General features: G+C 71.9%; 18 protein-coding genes. 9 read left to right on the forward strand and 9 right to left on the reverse strand.

What is annotated here, in order from left to right; all coding sequences use genetic code 11:
- Nucleotides 1-29: 29 nt before the first annotated feature.
- Nucleotides 30-1,376: a carboxypeptidase regulatory-like domain-containing protein gene (locus ABZ215_RS19560; RefSeq protein WP_354950638.1), complete on the reverse strand. Its 1,347-nt coding sequence runs from the start codon at nt 1,374-1,376 to the stop codon at nt 30-32.
- A gap of 55 nt (nt 1,377-1,431) precedes the next feature.
- Between ABZ215_RS19560 and ABZ215_RS19565 the strand changes: the two genes are divergently transcribed.
- Complete coding sequence (locus ABZ215_RS19565; protein WP_354709715.1) at nt 1,432-2,055, forward strand: TetR/AcrR family transcriptional regulator; 624 nt, start codon at nt 1,432-1,434, stop codon at nt 2,053-2,055.
- On the opposite strand, the gene ABZ215_RS19570 is transcribed toward ABZ215_RS19565, so the two are convergent.
- Together ABZ215_RS19570 and ABZ215_RS19575 are read right to left on the reverse strand one after the other, a co-directional pair.
- Nucleotides 2,006-3,799, reverse strand: coding sequence for an NHL domain-containing thioredoxin family protein (locus ABZ215_RS19570; protein ID WP_354950688.1), 1,794 nt, complete (start codon nt 3,797-3,799; stop codon nt 2,006-2,008). The two genes, ABZ215_RS19565 and ABZ215_RS19570, sit on opposite strands and share 50 nt — an antisense overlap.
- An 85-nt stretch (nt 3,800-3,884) precedes the next feature.
- The gene (locus ABZ215_RS19575; protein ID WP_354709717.1) at nt 3,885-4,526 is read right to left on the reverse strand and encodes an alpha/beta hydrolase; all 642 of its coding nucleotides are present in this window, start codon (nt 4,524-4,526) and stop codon (nt 3,885-3,887) included.
- A 57-nt stretch (nt 4,527-4,583) separates the two neighbouring features.
- On the opposite strand from ABZ215_RS19575, the gene ABZ215_RS19580 reads away from it, so the two are divergent.
- Genes ABZ215_RS19580 through ABZ215_RS19595 form a run of 4 tightly spaced genes read left to right on the forward strand, consistent with a single transcriptional unit; the run spans nt 4,584 to nt 7,084 of the window.
- Entirely contained in the window at nt 4,584-5,426 is an 843-nt protein-coding gene (locus tag ABZ215_RS19580; protein ID WP_354950640.1) for an SAM-dependent methyltransferase, read from the forward strand.
- Between the two features lie 45 nt (nt 5,427-5,471).
- The gene (locus tag ABZ215_RS19585) at nt 5,472-6,116 is read left to right on the forward strand and encodes an alpha/beta hydrolase (RefSeq protein ID WP_354950642.1); all 645 of its coding nucleotides are present in this window, start codon (nt 5,472-5,474) and stop codon (nt 6,114-6,116) included.
- 11 nt (nt 6,117-6,127) lie between these two features.
- Nucleotides 6,128-6,655 (forward strand): DNA topology modulation protein FlaR, encoded by a 528-nt coding sequence (locus tag ABZ215_RS19590; RefSeq protein WP_237335906.1) that lies wholly within the window; start codon nt 6,128-6,130, stop codon nt 6,653-6,655.
- A gap of 6 nt (nt 6,656-6,661) precedes the next feature.
- Nucleotides 6,662-7,084, forward strand: coding sequence for an FxsA family protein (locus tag ABZ215_RS19595; RefSeq protein WP_017985824.1), 423 nt, complete (start codon nt 6,662-6,664; stop codon nt 7,082-7,084).
- Here the strand turns inward: ABZ215_RS19595 and ABZ215_RS19600 are convergent.
- Entirely contained in the window at nt 7,081-7,641 is a 561-nt protein-coding gene (locus tag ABZ215_RS19600) for an SCP2 sterol-binding domain-containing protein (RefSeq protein WP_027936488.1), read from the reverse strand. The two genes, ABZ215_RS19595 and ABZ215_RS19600, sit on opposite strands and share 4 nt — an antisense overlap.
- Nucleotides 7,642-7,702: 61 nt before the next feature.
- Between ABZ215_RS19600 and ABZ215_RS19605 the strand changes: the two genes are divergently transcribed.
- Nucleotides 7,703-8,353, forward strand: coding sequence for a TetR/AcrR family transcriptional regulator (locus ABZ215_RS19605; protein ID WP_026153636.1), 651 nt, complete (start codon nt 7,703-7,705; stop codon nt 8,351-8,353).
- Here the strand turns inward: ABZ215_RS19605 and ABZ215_RS19610 are convergent.
- On the reverse strand, nt 8,319-9,173 hold the full coding sequence (locus ABZ215_RS19610) for a MaoC/PaaZ C-terminal domain-containing protein (RefSeq protein WP_354950690.1): 855 nt from the start codon (nt 9,171-9,173) through the stop codon (nt 8,319-8,321). The genes ABZ215_RS19605 and ABZ215_RS19610 overlap by 35 nt on opposite strands.
- On the reverse strand, nt 9,173-10,519 hold the full coding sequence (locus ABZ215_RS19615) for a 3-oxoacyl-ACP reductase (RefSeq protein WP_354950644.1): 1,347 nt from the start codon (nt 10,517-10,519) through the stop codon (nt 9,173-9,175). The genes ABZ215_RS19610 and ABZ215_RS19615 overlap by 1 nt, the downstream gene beginning before the upstream one ends.
- An 82-nt stretch (nt 10,520-10,601) precedes the next feature.
- Between ABZ215_RS19615 and ABZ215_RS19620 the strand changes: the two genes are divergently transcribed.
- On the forward strand, nt 10,602-11,873 hold the full coding sequence (locus ABZ215_RS19620; protein WP_020422248.1) for an acetyl-CoA C-acetyltransferase: 1,272 nt from the start codon (nt 10,602-10,604) through the stop codon (nt 11,871-11,873).
- Between the two features lie 338 nt (nt 11,874-12,211).
- On the opposite strand, the gene ABZ215_RS19625 is transcribed toward ABZ215_RS19620, so the two are convergent.
- Nucleotides 12,212-12,637, reverse strand: a complete 426-nt coding sequence (locus tag ABZ215_RS19625) for an ester cyclase (RefSeq protein ID WP_020422249.1) — start codon at nt 12,635-12,637, stop codon at nt 12,212-12,214.
- 87 nt (nt 12,638-12,724) lie between these two features.
- Here ABZ215_RS19625 and ABZ215_RS19630 point away from each other — a divergent pair, with 87 nt between their 5' ends.
- On the forward strand, nt 12,725-13,738 hold the full coding sequence (locus ABZ215_RS19630) for a LuxR C-terminal-related transcriptional regulator (RefSeq protein WP_354950647.1): 1,014 nt from the start codon (nt 12,725-12,727) through the stop codon (nt 13,736-13,738).
- Here ABZ215_RS19630 and ABZ215_RS19635 read toward each other — a convergent pair.
- Nucleotides 13,735-14,265, reverse strand: a complete 531-nt coding sequence (locus ABZ215_RS19635) for a DoxX family protein (protein WP_020422251.1) — start codon at nt 14,263-14,265, stop codon at nt 13,735-13,737. The genes ABZ215_RS19630 and ABZ215_RS19635 overlap by 4 nt on opposite strands.
- 207 nt (nt 14,266-14,472) lie before the next feature.
- Here ABZ215_RS19635 and ABZ215_RS19640 point away from each other — a divergent pair, with 207 nt between their 5' ends.
- Nucleotides 14,473-15,669 (forward strand): ATP-binding protein, encoded by a 1,197-nt coding sequence (locus ABZ215_RS19640; protein WP_020422252.1) that lies wholly within the window; start codon nt 14,473-14,475, stop codon nt 15,667-15,669.
- Here the strand turns inward: ABZ215_RS19640 and ABZ215_RS19645 are convergent.
- Nucleotides 15,642-16,103 (reverse strand): helix-turn-helix domain-containing protein, encoded by a 462-nt coding sequence (locus ABZ215_RS19645; protein WP_237335899.1) that lies wholly within the window; start codon nt 16,101-16,103, stop codon nt 15,642-15,644. The genes ABZ215_RS19640 and ABZ215_RS19645 overlap by 28 nt on opposite strands.
- Nucleotides 16,104-16,149: the final 46 nt, after the last annotated feature.

The raw sequence follows: 16,149 nt of genomic DNA on the forward strand, positions 1-16,149 counted from the left end.
TTCCGACACGCCGGTAATGCTACGTGTCCTCAGCGTGCCGCGGAGACCAGCGGTTGCCGTCCGCGCAGCGTGAAGTCCCGGTGTGTGGTCCCGCCCTCGCGCACCAGCGCGCGGCTCGCGGTCGCCTCGAACCCTGGCGCGGACACGACCAGGTCGACGAACTGACCGGGCAGCCCGGCGACCGCGTAGCGGCCCTCGCCGTCGGCCGTCGTGCGGACGAGCTGGTGCCCGCGGCCGTCCATCACCGTCACCGCGGCGCCCGGCACCGGCGAGCCGTCGGCCGCGTGGACCGCGCCGGTCAGCGTCGGCACCGGCTCGCCGAAGTGGCGGTGGTCCGCCGGCACCGCGGTCGGCTGCGGCATCTCGAAGGCCGGGTCCTCGACCGGCGGCTCCTCGACCGCGCCGCCCTTGCGACGCTGCACGAGGGCGTGACCGGCGATCAGCACGACGCCGAGCAGGACCCACCCGCACAGCACCAGCACCGGCCGCAGCACGCCCCGGCCGTCGAAGTAGAAGATGCCGCGCAGGGCCTCGATCAGGTTGCCCATCGGGAAGAACGGGTGCAGCGCGCGGAAGAACCCGGGGACCATCTGGACCGGCACCGCGCCGCCACTGGACGGCATCGACAGCAGCACGAACAGGCCCATCGCCACCCCCGGGAACCACTGCTTGGCCAGCGGCACCAGGCCGAACGAGGTCAGCGAGACGGCCTGCGTGAGCAGGAACGCGACGGGGATCGCGACCGGGTCGTTCGGGATGACGTCCATCGCGACGCCGCCGGCGTAGCCGATGAGGGTGAGCAGGGCGCCGAAGCCGACCAGCGTGGCGACCTTGGCGCGGCGGCTCAGCGTGACCGCCCGCAGCAACATCATCACAACGATGTAGCTGGGGATGTTCCAGATCAGCACCAGGTAGAACAGGCCGGTGCCCATCGCGTCGCCGGGTTCGGTCGGCGCGAGGTCGATGACGGTGAGCGCGTGCCCGGTCTGGGCGGCCACCGGGGCGAAGGCCTGGTTGAGGACCGATTCGAGCAGGTAGCCGTCGGCCTTGGCGACGAACAGCGTCGGGCGCGCCGGATCGGCGGAGTAGGCGGCGGTGGCGTCGCGGTCGAGCACCGCCTGGCGGGCCTGGTCGGCGGTGGCGACCGGCTGGATGTCGAACGCGTCGGGGCTCGCCTGGCCCAGGGCCGCCTCGATGCGCGCCGCGGCGGTCTCGTCGGCGACCGCGACCTCGATGTGGTGCGGCGACGGCGCGTGGAACGCGAGCAGGTAGCAGAAGACGAAGCCGAGGGCGAAGAAGACCGGGAACCACAGGCTTTCGGCCAGGGTGCGGAGCTTTCCGGGTTCTTGTTCCTGGGTTTCGACATGTTCCGCCATGCTGTCAGCTTATCACTTTTTGCAGGCGCTGCAAAAATGCAGTACTGTAAGAATCGTGAGCCCGCCCACCGGTCTGCGCGAGCGCAAGAAGGAAGCCACCCGCGAAGCACTGCGCCACGCGGCCGTCACGCTGTACCGCCGGCACGGGCCGGACGCGGTGACGGTCGAGGACATCTGCGCGGCCGCCGGGGTCTCGCCGCGGACGTTCTTCAACTACTTCGCGACCAAGGACGAGGCTGTGCTGTCGCTGGACATCGCGGCCGCCACGCTGGGGCAGCGCATCGCGGACCGGCCCGCGGACGAGCCGCCGCTGACGGCGTTGCGGGAGGTGTTCGCCGGGCGCTTCGCCGAACTGGCCGCCACGGACGTGTGGACCGAGCGGACGCTGCTGCTGCGGGAGCACCCGGAGCTGATGCCGCGAGTGGCACAGGCCAACCGCGCGCTCGAAGAGGCGGTGGCCGAAGCCCTGGCCGCGCGCACCGGACTACCGGCGGACGACCTCTACGTGCGGACCACGGCCGCGGCCGCGATCGGCGCGAACCGGGCCGCCATCGGACGGTGGCAGCCCGGTTCGGATCCGGACCTGGTCACGTTGTTCCACCAGGCCATGGACGTGCTGGAGAGCGCCTTCACGCCCCCGCGAGGATCAGCTGGAGGCGGTCCGGCCCGTCCGGCGTGATCCGGATCGGCACGCCCCAGTCCTGGCGGGTCACCCGGCAGACCGGGTGCTCGGCGTCGGCGTCGCAGCTCGCGGCCTGCGCCACGACCTGCAGCACGCCCTCGGTGTGGCCCTCGGCGATCTTGAGCGTCCGGGTCAGCTCGGTGCCGGTGCCCTCGCCCTCGGCCAGCAGCTCCGGCGGCGCGGCGGTCACCTGCAGGCGGGTCGACGGGCCGAACCGGTCGTCGAGCTTCTCGCCCGGCGGCGGGGTGAAGACGACGGAGAACTCGACCGTGCCCGCGGCCAGCTCGGTCGGCGGGCGGCGCACGGCGAGCGCGTCCCCGGCGACCTGCTGCCCGTCCGCGCTCAGCGGCAGCGCGGTGAGGCGGTGCGCGGCCGACTCGACGACCAGCAGCGCGTCCCCGGTGACCAGCAGGCCCGACGGCTCGGCGAGGTCCTTCGCCAGCGTGGACACCTTGCCGCTCGCAGGGTCGTAGTGGCGGACGGCGCCGTTGTAGGTGTCCGCGATCGCGATGGTGCCGTCGGCCAGCACCGCGACGCCCAGCGGGTGCTGCAGCAGCGCGTCCGCGGCGTCGCCGTCGCGGTGGCCGAAGGAGAACAGGTCGGTGCCGATCGCGGTGTGCACGGCGCCGTCCTCCAGGTAGCGCAGCGCGGAGGTCTCGGCGTCGGCGAGCCACAACCGGTCGCCCTGGACGGCGAGGCCGGAGGTCTGCGCGAAGAACGCCTCGGCGGCCGCGCCGTCACGCAGGCCCTCGACGGTCGTGCCGGCGAACCGGGAGATCCGGCCGGTGCGCGGATCGAACAGGCCCAGCGTGTGGTTGCCCGCCATCGCGACGACCGCGCCGCCCGCGGGCTCCCACCAGATCACGTCCCACGGGCTGGTGAGGTCGATGGACAGCGCGTCGCCGTCGGTCTCGCCGTCACGCCACTGGTTGCCGGTGCCGGCGACCGTGGTCACCTCGCCGGTGACGAGGTCCACGCCACGCAGCAGGTGGTTGGCCGTGTCGGCGACGAGCAGGTGGTAGCCGGCCTGGTCGGCGACCTCGGCGGGCAGCAGCGCGAGACCGGACGGCTCGGCCAAGCTCGCGACGTCGAACGCGCCGTCGGCGCGGCCGCGGGCGCCGCTGCCGAAGCGGCGGATCAGGGTCTCGCCGTCGGAGGCGAACTCGGCGATCGAGTGGTTGCCGGTGTCGGCGACCAGGATGCGGCCCTCGGCGGTGACCACCGCCTTGCTGGGGAAGCGCAGGTCGGCGGGCTGCTCCTCGACCGGCACGTACGGGTTGCCGCCGCGGCGCAGGGTGCCCTCCGCGTCGTGGGTCTCGACGAGCTCGGCGATGACCCGGCGCAGCGCCTCGGCGTGCCCCTCGCCGGCGGCGGTGTGCACGACGTAGCCCTGCGGGTCGACGATCACCAGCGTCGGCCAGGCCTTCACGGCGTACTGCGACCAGGTCGTCATGTCGGGGTCGTTGAGGACCGGGTGGTGCACTTCGTAGCGGCGCACGGCCGCCTCGATGGCCGCGGCCTCGCCCTCGTGCAGGAACTTCGGCGAGTGCACACCGATCGTGACGAGCACGTCGGCGAACTCCTCCTCCAGCGGGCGCAGCTCGTCCAGGACGTGCAGGCAGTTGATGCAGCCCGACGTCCAGAAGTCGAGCAGCACGATCTTGCCGCGCAGCTGGGCCAGCGTGACGGTCTCACCGCCGGTGTTCAGCCACACGTCGCCGGCGAGTTCGGGCGCGCGCACGCGCGCCTGCCGTTGCTCTGATGCCACGGAACGGTTCAACGAGACGCGGGAATCCGCTTGTTCCCGCAGCTCACGATGTGGAATCTCACAGCCGTTCCAGCGCGTCCGCGATGATGGCGGGGTCGGTGAGCGGCGCGAGGTGGTGGGTGTCCAGGCGCTGCACGGGCCAGCCGCGTCCGGCGGCTTCGCGGGCTTCCTCGTCGTAGGCGCCGCTGAGCTGGAGGTAGGCGCTCGGCGGTTCGGTCTCGGCGGGCGCGGGTTCGGTGAAGTAGGCGAGCGGGACGCGGGGCAACCCGGCCAGGAACTCGTCGCGGATCCGCTGGTCGGGCAGCAGGTCCTCGACCGTGCCGGGCGGGAACCACTCGTGCCACGGCGGGAGCCTGCCGTCGGCGGCCAGGTCGCGCAGGCGCTGGGCCAGCTCGGGCGGCGCGGTGTCGAACCAGCTGCGACCCGGGTGCGGCAGGAGGGCGTCGACGAAGACGGCCCGCGGAGCGCCGGTGCGGGCGGCGATCCCGGCGGCCAGCGCACCCGCGCCGCTGTGCACCACCAAGGTGCCGGGTTCGCGGACCGCGTCGAAGAGCCGCGGGTAGTAGGGGCCGGGCCCGTCGAGCGCGGCGACCAGGGACGGGGTGGCCACGCGGTGGCCACGCGAACGGAGTTCGTCGGCGACCCGCTGCCAGGTCTGCGGACCCACGAGCGGGCTGTGGACCAGGACGAATTCGGCCATCACGCTCCAATCGGGCAATTCATTTCGGATCACATCCGGACTTCGTTGATCACTACCATGGAGCGCATGGACGAGGCGTTGCGCGCTGTGGAGAACAGTCTGGACCGCCCGTCCGCGGCACGGGTCTACGACTACTTCATCGGCGGCACGACGAACTACGCCATCGACCGGGAGTTCGCGCAGAAGATCCGGCGCAGGCTGCCGCTCATCGGCGAGTACATGAAGACCAGCAGGCAGTTCCTCGGCCGCGCGGTGCGGGAGTGCGCGCGGCTGGGGGTGCGGCAGTTCGTGGACATCGGGTCGGGGCTGCCGACGGCGGGCAACGTGCACGACGTCGCCGACGAGGCGCGGCCCCAGCGCGACAGCCGGGTCGTGTACGTGGACAACGAGCCGGTCGCGCTGGCGCACTCGCAGCTGCTGCTGGCCGACACCGCCGACCCGGCGCGGCACGTGGCGATCGCCGCCGACTTCATGCACGCCGAGGACCTGTGGGAACGGGTGCTGGACACCGGCATGGTCGACGCGCGGCAGCCGGTCGCGCTCGTGATCAACGCGGTGCTGCACTTCATCAAGGACGCCGACGACCCGGACAGCCGGGTGGCCTACTTCCGGAACCGGCTCGCGCCGGGCTCGCTGCTGGTCCTGTCGCAGATGACGAACGAGAACCCGCGCAGCGACGAGGAACGGCAGGCGCTGGCCGACCTGGTGGAGTACTACGAGGGCACCACGAACCCCGGGCAGCTGCGCACGAGGGCCGAGTTCGCCCGCTTCTTCGGCGACTGGGAGCTGCTCGAGCCCGGACTGGTGTACGCGCCGTCGTGGCACCCGGACCGGAGCACCCTGTTCCGCCGGACGCCCTCGGAGTCCCGCGTCCTCGGCGGCGTGGCCCGCAAGCCCTGAGCGAACACGCTTCCGGCGGCCGCCGGGCGGTGCCAGGTTGGGGACATGCGGGTGGTGTTCGTGCACGGTGCCCTGGTCCGCGACGGCGCCTGGTGGTGGAGCCGGATGGCGCCGCTGCTGCCGGAGAGCGTGGCAGTGGAGCTGCCCAGCTGCGGTGGCGGGGGTGACCTGTACGCGGACGTCGCGGCGGTGCGGGCGGCGCTGGACGACGGCCCCGCGGTGCTGTGCGGGCACTCCTACGGCGGAGTGGTGATGACCGAGGCCGCGGCGGATCACCCGGCGGCGCGGCACCTGGTCTACGTCGACTCGTACCTGCCCGACGTGGGCGAGTCCCTGTCCCACGTGACCGGCGGCGTGGCGCCGGTGGAGCCCGCCGGGGAGGGGCTGGTGTCGCTGCGCCCCTCGCTCGCGCCGCGCTACCTGCACGACTGCGACCCGGAGGTTGCGGCCGGCGCCATGACGCGGCTGATCCCGCAGACCGCGACGGCTTTCACCCAGCCGGTGCGGGCCGCCGCGTGGCGCTCGCTGCCCTCGACGTACGTGGTGTGCGCCGACGATCCGGCGACACCGCCGGACGTGCAACGCTTGCAGGCGAAACGGGCGGGCGCGGTGGTCGAGATGGCGTGCGGGCACCACCCGTTCCTGACACGGCCGGCGGAACTCGCGGCCGTGCTGCGACAGGTGGGCTAGGGTCGGCGGTCATGCGGCGCGTCGTGGTGCTCGGCTGCGGTGGGGCGGGCAAGTCGACCTTCTCCCGGCGGCTGGGCGCGCTGCTCGACCTCCCGGTCACCCACCTCGACCACGTCTACTGGCAGCCGGGCTGGGTACCGCTGCCCGCCGGGGAGTTCGCCGCGCGGCAGCGGGCCCTGGTCGCCGGCGAGCGGTGGCTCCTCGACGGGAACTACGGCGGCACGCTGGAGATCCGGCTCGCCGCCGCCGACACCGTGATCCTTCTCGACCCGCCGCGGAGGGTCTGCCTGCGCCGGGCCGTCCTGCGTGTCCTGCGGGGCTGGGGGCGGGACGGGCAGGCGCCGGGCTGCCCGGAACGTCTGTCCCTCGAGTTCCTGGCCTGGATCTGGGCCTTCCGCCGCCGCTCGCGGCCCCGGGCCCTGCGCGCGATCGCCGAGCACGGCTGCGGCGCCCGGCAGTACCTGCTGACCACCCCGCGCGAGGCCGGGCTGTTCCTCTCCGGCCTGGCCCGGGAGAAATCCGCCGGTTCCGGACGTTGAACCGGTATGGCTGTCGTGTTGCTGCTGTACATCGTCGCCGAGGTGGCTGCCGTTTGGGCGGTCAGCTCGCTCATCGGCTTCCTGGGCACGCTCGGGCTGCTCGTGGTCGGGGCGTTCCTGGGCTCCTGGCTGGCCCGGCGGGAAGGGGCGCGCGCCGCTCAGGCGTTCCTCGCCACCGCTCGCGCCGGCCGCTCGCCGCACGCGGAGATCACCGACGGCATGCTCGTCGCGTTCGGCGGGTTGCTCATCATGATCCCGGGCTTCCTCTCCGACCTCGCCGGGCTGGCGCTGCTGCTGCCGCCCACCCGCGGCATCGTCCGCCGGGCCTGGCTCAAGCGCGCCGAACGCCGCATGCCGAACCGGCTCATCGTCGTCGACAGCGAGGTGGTCGACAAGGAGACCACCAACCGCCCGATCATCGAAGGCTAAGCCGGCTTCGGTATATCGAAATAACCCGACAGCCGAACAGCGGGCGCGTACTCGCCCTTCACCTTGACCTTGCCAGTCACGAACATCGCCGCCACCGCGGCGTTGCCCGTCGCGACGCGGAAGAAGTCGTCCGGCGCGATCGTGATCGTCGTGTCCGGCTCGCGCCCCAGGTCCTTCCCCGAGTGGCACCGGCCGTCCTCGATGACCGTCTGGAACCGGTCGTACCCGCCGATCCCGGAGCCGCCCGGGAACCGCCAGCACACCACGACGCTCGAATACCGCGCCTTCTCCGCCAGGAAGTGGTCCGACATCCGGCGGAAGATCTCCTCCAGGAACACCATCCGCAGCTCGGGGTGCTCACCGATCGCCCTGAGCTGCTCCTTCGACGCGCGCCGCACGACGTCGGCGAGCGTTTCCGTGGACATCCCGCTCAGGTGCACGCCGGTCCCGGCCGACCCCAGCATGTGCAGAGTTTCGAGCAGCTGGATGAACTGCTCCGCGGACAGCCTGCTCAGATCGATCTGGCGGGCGAACGCGTCGACCACTGTGCCGGACACAGGCGGAGATTCTACCGGCGAAGGGGTGAGGAGGTAGCGTTTCGGCGTGAAGGAGGTCGGCGTGACGGAAGACGTGAAGACCCCGCGCTCGCGGCGGTTGCCCAGGGCCGTGCGAGAACGGCAGATCCTGGACGCCGCCGTGGAGGTGTTCTCCCGGCACGGCTACCACTCCGCGTCGATGGACGAGATCTCCGAGGTCGCCGGCGTCTCCAAGCCGATGATCTACTCCTACCTCGGCGCCAAGGAAGACCTGTTCGCCAAGTGCATCCGCCGCGAGGCAGGCCGCCTGCTGGAGGCGGTCCGCGACGGACTGCGCTCGGAACTGCCGCCGGACATGCAGCTGTGGCACGGGCTGCGGTCGTTCTACCGCTTCGTCGCCGAGTACCGGGACTCCTGGACGGTGCTGCACCGCCAGGCGCTGACCGTCGGCGGCCGGTTCGCCGACGAGATCACCATGCTGCGCTCGCGCGCCATCGAGGTGGTCACCGCGCTCGTGGTCACCGCGGGCATGAAGAAGGGCCTGGGGGACCGGGCCGAGTTCTCCGGCCCGGCCCTCGCCGTGGCGCTCGTCGGAGCCGCCGAATCACTGGCCGACTGGTGGCTCGATCACTCCGAGGTGTCGGACGGCGTGCTCGCGTCGTGGCTGATGAACCTGGTGTGGCTGGGGTTCAACGACCTCATCGAGGGTTCGGTGTGGCGTCCGGAGGAGTGATCGTCCCCTCCAGGTGCGGCTTCGGCTTCTTCGCCGCCCACAGCTCGAACGCCCACCCGTCGCCCGTCTGCCACGACGTGAACGCGACCTTCGCCGGCAGCAGCACGGGCAGCTTGAACTTCACGTCGACCGTGTAGGCGTCCGGCAGCCTGCCCTCGAACGCGGCCAGCACACGCGCCTTCGTCCACATGCCGTGCGCGATCGCCGACGGGAACCCGAACAGCTTCGCGGTCAGCGGGTGCAGGTGGATCGGGTTGCGGTCGCCGGAGACCTCGGCGTAGCGGCGGCCGATGTCGGCGGGCACGCGCCAGATCGCCTTCGCCGCGGGCGCCGCGAGCTGCTCGCGCTTCCCGCCGCCCTCGCCGCCGCCGCGCCGCAGGTACGTGCTCACCTCTGTCCAGATTGGACCGTCGGCGGTGGTGAACTCGCTGATCACGTCGAACTGGCGGCCCTTTTCGTGTGGCCGCAGGTTCTCCGCGCGCACCCGGACCGTGCCGGTGTCGGTCAGCCGCACCGGGCGGCGCTGCGTGATGCGGTTGGCGACGTGCACCATGCCCAGCAGCGGGAACGGGAAGTCCGGCTGCGTCATCAGCGCCATCTGCAGCGGGAACGCGAGCATGTGCGGGTAGGTCACCGGCAGTTCGTCGCCCAGCCGGAACCCGCAGACCTGGTTGTAGGCCGCCACGTGCGCCGGGTCGAACTCGACGCCCGCGCGCACGTACTCGGTGTCCGGCAGGCCGCCGCCACCGCTGTGCGGCAGCAACGCCTTGGCGTACAACGGCGCCAGCTTCGGCGCCTCGCGGAGTTCCTTCGTGCCCATCACGCCCCCAGCAGAGCCTGGCCGCACACGCGGACCACGTTGCCGTTCACCGCGGCCGACGCGGGGTTGGCGTACCAGGCGATCGTCTCGGCGACGTCCACCGGCAGCCCGCCCTGGCCGAGGCTGGACAGCCGCCGCCCGGCCTCGCGGATGAACAGCGGGACCGCCGCGGTCATCTTCGTCTCGATGAAGCCGGGCGCGACGGCGTTGATGGTGGCGCCGTACTCGGCGAGCTTCGGCGCGCCGTCCTGGACCATGCCGATCACGCCGGCCTTGCTGGTGCCGTAGTTGGTCTGGCCCACGTTGCCCGCGATGCCGGCGATCGACGAAACGCCGATGATGCGGCCGTTCTCGCGGAGCACCTTCTCGCTCAGCAGCTTGTCGTTGACCGCCAGCTGCGCGGCCAGGTTCACGGTGAGCACCGCATCCCACGCGCCCTCGGTGAGGTTGCCGAGCGTCTTGTCGCGCGTGATGCCGGCGTTGTGCACGACGATGTCGACCCCGCCGTGCCGCTCCTTGAGGTAGGCGGCCAGCTTGTCCGGCGCGTCCGCCGCGGTGATGTCCATCTGCAGCGCGGAGCCGCCGACCTTGTTGGCGACCTCGGACAGCTCGCCGCCCTGCGCCGGGATGTCCAGGCCGATCACGTGCGCGCCGTCGCGGGCGAGCACCTCGGCGATCGCCGCGCCGATGCCCCGGGAGGCGCCGGTGACCAGGGCGATCTTGCCGTCGAGCGGCTTCTCCCAGTTCTCGATCGCGGGCACCGACGGCGTGCCGGTGGCGCCGACGCGGATCACCTGGGCGTCCACGAACGCCGACTTGGCCGACAGCACGAACCGCAGCGTCGACTCGGCGGCCTCCTCGGCGCCGGGCGCGACGTAGACGAGCTGGGCGGTCGCGCCACGCTTGAGCTCCTTGCCGACGGAACGGACGAACCCTTCGAGCGCGCGCTGGGCGATTCGCTCCCGGCCGTCGGCCAGCTCCGGCGGGGTGCCGAGCACGACGACCCGGCCGCAGTAGCCGATCTTGCGGATCACCGGGTGGAAGAACAGGTACACCTCGCGCAACTGCGCCGGGTCGGTGATGCCGGTGGCGTCGAACACCAGGCCGCCGTAGCGCTGGTCGCAACCCGCGGGCTCGGTCAGCACCGTGATGCCGGCCGTCGCCAGCTGGTTCTGCACGGTCTTTTCGAGCCGCCCACCGGGCGCGGCGCCGAAAAGTGCGGGACCATCGAGGGCGGGCTGTCCGGGGCGGTAGCGGCGCAGCACCGGCGGGTTGGGCAGCCCGAGCTTGGGCACCAGGAACTTCCCGATCGGCGTCTTGGTGAACTGCTGATACCGGTCGGCCATCACGTGCCTCCTTACCGAGCTTACCTACTCGTGAGTAGGTTACACTGTCATCCGAGGCTCACCACCGCAGTGGGAGGAATTGATGGACGTTCGTCGCGTCGCCATCGTCGGCGGCAACCGCATCCCGTTCGCGCGGTCGAACGGCCGCTACGCCAACGCGTCCAACCAGGACATGCTCACCGCCGCACTGGACGGCCTGGTGAGCCGCTTCGCGCTGCAGGGCGAGCGCATCGGTGAGGTCGCCGCGGGCGCCGTGCTCAAGCACGCCCGGGACTTCAACCTGGCCCGGGAGAGCGTGCTGGGCAGCAAGCTCTCGCCGGAGACCCCGGCCGCGGACGTCCAGATGGCGTGCGGCACCGGGTTGCAGGCGATCGTCAACGTCGCGAACAAGATCGCGCTCGGCCAGATCGACTCGGCGATCGCCGGCGGCGTGGACACCACCTCCGACGCCCCGCTCGCGGTGAACGACGACCTGCGCCGCATCCTGGTGCAGCTCAACTCCGCGAAGACCGTGGGCCAGCGGCTCAAGCTGCTGACCAAGCTGCGGCCCGGCCAGATCGTGCCGGAGATCCCGCGCAACGCCGAGCCGCGCACCGGGCTGTCGATGGGCGAGCACGCGTCGCTGACGGCCAAGGAGTGGGAGATCTCGCGCGAGGAGCAGGACGTCCTCGCCGCGACCAGCCACCAGCGCCTCGCCGCGGCCTACGAGCGCGGGTTCTTCGACGACCTGGTGACGCCGTACCTCGGCCTGTCCCGCGACCAGAACCTGCGGCCGGACTCGACCGCGGAGAAGCTGGCCAAGCTCAAGCCGGTGTTCGGCGGCCCGGACGGCACGATGACCGCGGGCAACTCGACCCCGCTGACCGACGGCGCGTCGACGGTCCTGCTGGCCACCGAGGAGTGGGCCGCCGCGCGGAAGCTGCCGGTCCTGGCGTACCTGACGTTCTCGGAGACCGCGGCGGTGGACTACGTGCACGGCGGCGAGGGCCTGCTGATGGCCCCGGCGTACGCGGTGCCGCGGATGCTGGCGAAGGCCGGCCTGACGCTGCAGGACTTCGACTTCTACGAGATCCACGAGGCGTTCGCCTCCCAGGTGCTCGCGACGTTGAAGGCGTGGGAGAGCCCGGCGTTCGCCAAGGAGAAGCTGGGGCTGGACGCGCCGCTCGGGCCGATCGACCGGTCGAAGCTGAACGTGAACGGCTCGTCGCTGGCCGCGGGCCACCCCTTCGCGGCGACGGGCGGCCGCATCGTGGCGACGCTGGCAAAGCTGCTGCACGAGAAGGGCTCCGGGCGGGGCCTGATCTCGATCTGCGCCGCGGGCGGCCAGGGCATCACGGCGATCCTGGAGAAGTGAGCAGAGGTTTTGAGCGGCGGAGCCGGTTGCTGTGGGCCAGCAGCCGGCACCGCCGCGGGTTCTGAGTTGGCTCAGCCGCGCGGAGCGCGTCGGTTGAGGGTGGTGGTGGGTGACGGGCGGGCGTCCTCTCGCGAGGACAGCGCCGACGTGGTGGGTGACACCGCCGCGCGGAGCGCGTCCACCAGGGGTGGTGGTCGGGCCGGCGGGTGGGAATTCATGAGGAGGCGATCCCACAGCCGAAGGCACTGCGGCGCGGAGCGCCTCGATGAGGGGTGGCGGTCGGGCTGGCGGGCGGGCGTCTGAGGTTCCGCCACCCGCACCGCAACGCAGGCCGATTGTCATGGCACGAGCCCGAGCTGCTGGAGCAGGCCGAGCTGGTCGAGCCTGCCCCAGCGCTCGACGATGCGATCGCCCTGCACGCGGAAGACGTTGATCCCCCGCAGGGTGATCGTGCGGCCGGTGCCCGGCACGCCCATCAGCTCGCCCTGGTGGGTGCCGCGGGCGGTGAACACCTCCACGACGATGTCGTCTTCGGCGACGAGCCGCTCGACTTCGCTGCGCCAGTCGGGCATGGCCTGGCGCATCGTCGCGGCGGCCTGCCGCATGCCGTCGGGCCCGTCCGGGATGCCCGGGAACGGCGGGTCGTGGTTGACGAAGGCGGGGTCGAGGTAGCGGTCGACGGCGCCGAGGTCGCCCTTGGTGAACAGGTCCTGGATGAAGTCCTCGACGAGTTGCTTGTTGCTGCTGAGCTGGTCAGTGGTCATGCGGTGATGCTGCGGCGGCGGGAACCCCGGGACCATCCCACGCGTCTGGGATTTCCGCGGGGCACGGCGGGGGCGCACACTGGGCGCATGCGGCGATCGCCCAGTGCGGTCCGCGCCGAGCACGACGTGATCCGCCTGTCGCACAGCGGCCTGGACACCACCGGCGTCCGGCGGGAGGTGCTGCGGGCCCTGCGCCGCGTGGTGCCCACGGACGCGACGTTCTTCGCGACCGCCGATCCGGAGACGCTGCTGTTCACCGGCGCCTGGCCGGACCCGCCGCTGGACACCGCGGCGCCGTTGTTCCTGGACAACGAGTTCGGCGGCGGCGACGTGAACACCTTCGCCGGGCTGGTCACCTCCGGCAGGCCGGTCGCCACCCTGGACGGCGCCACCGGGCGGGACCGCTGGGCCAGCGAGCGCTACCGCGAGATCATGCGCCCGCTCGGGCTCGGTGACGAGATGCGTGCGGCGCTCGTGACCGGCGGGCGCTGCTGGGGCTACCTCTGCCTGCACCGCGAGGACGGCCTGCCCGGCTTCACCGCGACCGAGAAGACCGCGCTCGCCCGTCTCGCCCCTCATCTCGCGCACGCCATCCGCACCGCGGCTCTCGTGGACGGCCCGGCCGCCGCGGACCACCGGCCGGGAGTGGTGCTGCTGACCGACGACCTGCGGCTCGTCTCGCTCACCCCCGACGCCGAGCACCTGTTGTCCCTCCTCCCGCCTGGCGTTCCGCTGCCCCTGCCGGTGTACGCGGTCGCCGCCGCGCTGCGGTCCGGTAGCGCGCTGCCGAGTGTCCGGGTGCGTGGCGCCGACGGCTCGTGGCTCACGCTGCACGCCTCGCGGCTCACCGGCACCCGGCAGCTGGCCGTCGTCGTCGAACCGGCCGACGCGCGCGCGGCGGCTCCGCTGGTGCTGGCCGCGCACGGGCTGACCACGCGCGAGGCCGACGTCGCCACGCTCGTCCTGCGTGGCCTGCCGACCCGCGCGATCAGCGACCGGCTGCACATCTCCGCGCACACCGTGCAAGACCACCTCAAGGCCGTGTTCGACAAGGTCGGCGTGCGCAGCCGCCGGGACCTGGTGATCCGCCTGCTCGGTTAGACCGGCAGGACGTCGCGGGCGGACGCGGCCGTCGACTGGATCTGCTTCGACGCCTTGTGCGCCTGCTTGCTCGCCCTCTCGGTCGCCTTGTGGGCCTGCTTGCTCGCCTTGTCGGCGGCGCGGCGGGCGCGCCAGCCCAGCGACGGCTTGCCCTCGGTGTCGGCGGCCGCGATCAGCAGGCCACCTGCCAGTCCGGCGTTCTTGAGCAGGTGGATCAGCTGGTCCTGCTTCTGCTGCGGGTCCTTGGCCTCCCAGAACGGGTGGCCGGCGACGGTCGTCGGCACCAGGCTGCCGACCAGCGCCAGCGCGGACAGCCGCGGGAACTTGCCGAGCGCGAACAGGGTCCCGGCCGCGATCTTCACCCCCGCGTCGATCTTGACCAGGCTCACCGGGTCGGTCGGGAGCGCGTCGGGCAGCTTGTCCTGCTGCTCGCCGACCTTGTCGAGCACGGGTTTGGCCGCCTCCGCGTGCCCCTCGGCCTGCTTCAGGGCGTTGATGCCGCCGTAGATGAAGATGCTCGCCAGCATGGGGCGGGCCAGTCGACGCAAGATCACGATCCTCGCCTTCCTCGGATGCGACATGTCACGTCGAGGATCTACCCATTCCCGCGTCTCTTCATCCCTAACGTTTTCTAGTTCGCACGCTAGATAGCCCTATAAAAAGGTAGCGACACGCCGGTAGCGGAATCTCCGCAAATATCGGGGTCGCACTAGACGCGCCGATACGTTGGCAGAGTGGACCCGATCCGCAACCCGTTCGCGCCGGGCGCGGGACAGCGGCCGCCGGAGCTGGCGGGCCGTGAACGCGAGCTGACCGCGTTCGAGGTGGTGCTGCAGCGGGTCGCCCGTGGCCGCCCGGAACGCAGTCTCGTGCTGACCGGCCTGCGGGGCGTCGGCAAGACCGTGCTGCTCGGCGAGCTGCGGTCGATGGCCGTGAAGCACAAGTGGGGCGCGGGCAAGATCGAGGCGCGCCCGGACGCGGAGCTGCGGCGGCCGCTGTCGGCGGCGCTGCACCGCGCGATCCGCGACCTGGCAGTGCGGCACCGGGCGCCGGACCGGGTCGAAGAGGTCCTCGGCGTGCTGAAGGCGTTCGCGCTGCGGTCGAACAAGGCGGACGCGAAGCTGCGGGACCGGTGGCAGCCGGGCATCGACGTGCCCGCCGCGCAGGGCCGCGCCGACTCCGGCGACATCGAGATCGACCTGGTCGAGCTGTTCACCGACGTCGCCGAGCTGGCCGCGGACGTCGGCACCGGCGTGGCGCTGCTGATCGACGAGATCCAGGACCTGCAGCCGGACGACGTGTCGGCGTTGTGCGCGGCGTGCCACGAGCTTTCCCAGTCGGGCGCGCCGCTGGTGGTGGTAGGGGCGGGGCTGCCACACGTGCCCGCGGTGCTCTCGGCGTCGAAGTCCTACTCGGAGCGGCTGTTCCGGTACGTGCGCATCGACCGGCTGAACCGGGAAGAAGCCGACCGGGCCGTGCTGGCGCCCATCGAGCGGGAGGACGCCGGCATCGAGCCCGAGGCGCTGGACGCGTTGTTCGACGCCTCCGGCGGATACCCGTACTTCATCCAGGCCTACGCGAAAGCGGCCTGGGACGCGGCGCCGGACGACCCGATCACGGTGCAGGACGTGCAGGTCGCCGCGCCGGAGGCCGAGCAGGAACTGGCGGTCGGGTTCTTCGGCTCCCGCTACGAACGCGCCACGCCCGCCGAGCGCGAGTACCTGCGGGCGATGGCGGAGCTGACCCAGGGCCGGGACGAGAGCGCAGGCACCTCCGACGTGGCGGTCTACCTGGGCCGCAAGCCCTCCTCACTGTCCCCGGCGCGGGACTCGCTGATGAAGAAGGGGCTGGTGTACTCCGCGGAGCGCGGGCACATCGCCTTCACCGTGCCGCACTTCGGGCACTACCTGCTCAGCCGCGCCGTGGACTGAAGCAGTTCCCGCTCCTCCTCGGCGACCCGCCGGTCGTAGGCCTCGTGCGCCGCGGCGATCTCCCGCTGGTGCTCCTCGGTCCACGTCACCAGCGACTTGATGACCTGGTGCAGCGAAATGCCCAGCGGGGTCAGCTCGTAGTCGACGCGCGGCGGCACCACCGGGTAGACCGTCCGGCTGATGATCCCGTCCCGCTCCAGGTGCCGCAGCGTCACGGTGAGCATCCGCTGGCTGACCCCGTCGATCGCCCGCCGCAGTTCGGAGAACCGCATCGTGCGGCGGTCGAGCAGCGCGATCACGAGCAGGGACCACTTGTCCGCGATCCGGTCGAGGATGCGCCGGACGTCGCAGTCCGCGCGGGTGTCCCACTGGATGACCTCGTCGTCCTCGGTTCCCGTGCAGTAACCGAGTGCCTTTGAAGTGCCGTCTTCCACAGTCGTCCATGGTCACACAAGATTCGTCTGTTACCAATCGAAACCT

The organism is Amycolatopsis sp. NPDC006131, from assembly GCF_040614175.1.
GTDB lineage: Bacteria > Actinomycetota > Actinomycetes > Mycobacteriales > Pseudonocardiaceae > Amycolatopsis_E > Amycolatopsis_E tucumanensis.